The 1,510-nt window shown below is 68.5% G+C and carries 2 protein-coding genes; one reads left to right on the top strand and one right to left on the bottom strand.

All coding sequences use genetic code 11. The features are described from left to right. Positions 1-277: 277 nt before the first annotated feature. Positions 278-943, top strand: a complete 666-nt coding sequence (locus tag PMI14_RS33925; RefSeq protein WP_007862236.1) for a 1-acyl-sn-glycerol-3-phosphate acyltransferase — start codon at positions 278-280, stop codon at positions 941-943. Between the two features lie 17 nt (positions 944-960). Here the strand turns inward: PMI14_RS33925 and PMI14_RS33170 are convergent. Then, a partial coding sequence (locus PMI14_RS33170; RefSeq protein ID WP_007862235.1) for a M20/M25/M40 family metallo-hydrolase occupies positions 961-1,510 on the bottom strand: 550 nt, incomplete at its 5' end.

Raw genomic sequence — 1,510 nt, 5'->3', positions numbered from 1 at the left:
ACGTTCTTTTGGCGAAGCAAAAGAAGGTAGGTGCGCCGCCGGGCGCACACCCCGGCTCCCGCCCTCAACCAAAGCACACCACTAAAACAGCAACCCCGCCGGACGGACGATCAAAGCGAGGCGGCCAACACCCGCCCCGCGCCACATTGCGTTGCACTTGGCACGGGCCGTTAAGGGATTCTGGCGGGGTGGACTGTCACACGGGCTTATCATTCTGGTGGCAGGTGGTCCGCAAACCGCCGCCGCCCATGCGCCTTCCCGACCGCCGCCCTTGTTGATGACCAACGCCACACCCTCTTCCTCTTCTTCGTCCTCCACCGCCTCTGCATCCCCTGCGCTGCAAAAGCCCAACCTCTTCGTTCGCATCCTGCGGGTCATGATGTCCCGGGTGGCCCGGGTCACGGTGACGGGCGCTGAGCACTTGGATACCCCGGGCGGCAAGATCGTGGTCTGCAACCATGTGGGCTGGTCGGACCCGTTGTGGGTGGGCTATGCCGCGCTGCCGCGCAAGCTGCACCAGATGGCCAAGAAGGAGCTGTTCGAGACCAGGCTGGGCGCCTGGTTCGTGGGCTCGGGCGGTGGCTTTCCGGTGGACCGGGGCAGCCCGTCGACGGCCACCATCCGCCACGTGGTCTCGCTGGTCAACCAAGGCCAGCTGGTGCTGATCTTCCCGGGCGGCACGCGCAATGCCGAGAACCCCGAGGCCAAGCGCGGAGCGGCCACCATTGCGCTGCGCGCCAAGGGGCAGATCGTGCCCGCGCACTACGACGGGCCGGGTGAGATCCGTGCCAGCCACTTCTTCACCCGCCCGCGCATCCGCATCACCTTCGGGCCGCCCATCGTGCTGCCGCCCGACGCCACGGCGAACAAGGAGTCGGCGCTGGCGCTGACGGTGGCGATGGACGAGGCGATGAAGCGCGTGGCGGAGCAGGGCCCCGCCTGAGGCGCGGCGCTGCTGGTTCAGGCCAGAAAGCGTTCGGCCAGCCGGCTCCAGAAGGCGGCGCCCACCGGCAGGTTGCCGTCGTGGAAGTCGTACCTGGGGTTGTGCAGTCCGCGCCCGCCCTCCGACGGCCCGTTGCCTATGCGCACCAACGCGCCGGGGCAGGACTGCAGCATGTAGGCAAAATCTTCGCTGCCCATCATGCGCGTGAAGTCGCGCTCTACCTGGCTGCTGCCCACCAGTTCGGTGGCCACTTCGCCGGCCAGGGCCACGGCGGCGGCATCGTTCTCCAGCACGGGGTAGCCTTCGATATAGCGGATCTCGGCTTTCGCGCCATAGCCTTCGGCCGTAGCGTGCACCAGGGCGGTGATGCGCTCCTTGAGCAGGGCGCGCACGGCGGCGCTGAAGGAGCGCACGCTGACGCCGATCTCGGCCTCGCCCGGGATCACGTTGAGCGCGTCGCCCGAGCGCAGGCGGCCCACCGTGACCACGGCCGATTCATTGGGGTCCACATTGCGCGAGACCACGGTCTGCAGCGCCATCACCGTGGCGGCAGCCGCCCCCAGCGGG

The sequence above is a fragment of the Acidovorax sp. CF316 genome (assembly GCF_000276605.1).
Lineage (GTDB): Bacteria > Pseudomonadota > Gammaproteobacteria > Burkholderiales > Burkholderiaceae_C > Acidovorax.
The sequence above is the reverse complement of the archived record's forward strand: the minus strand, read 5'-3'. Positions and strand labels throughout refer to the sequence as shown.

Excerpts from the sequence above, each read along its gene's own strand:
- PMI14_RS33925 (WP_007862236.1), top strand. The coding sequence starts at position 278 with ATGACCAACGCCACACCCTCTTCCTCTTCTTCGTCCTCCACCGCCTCT.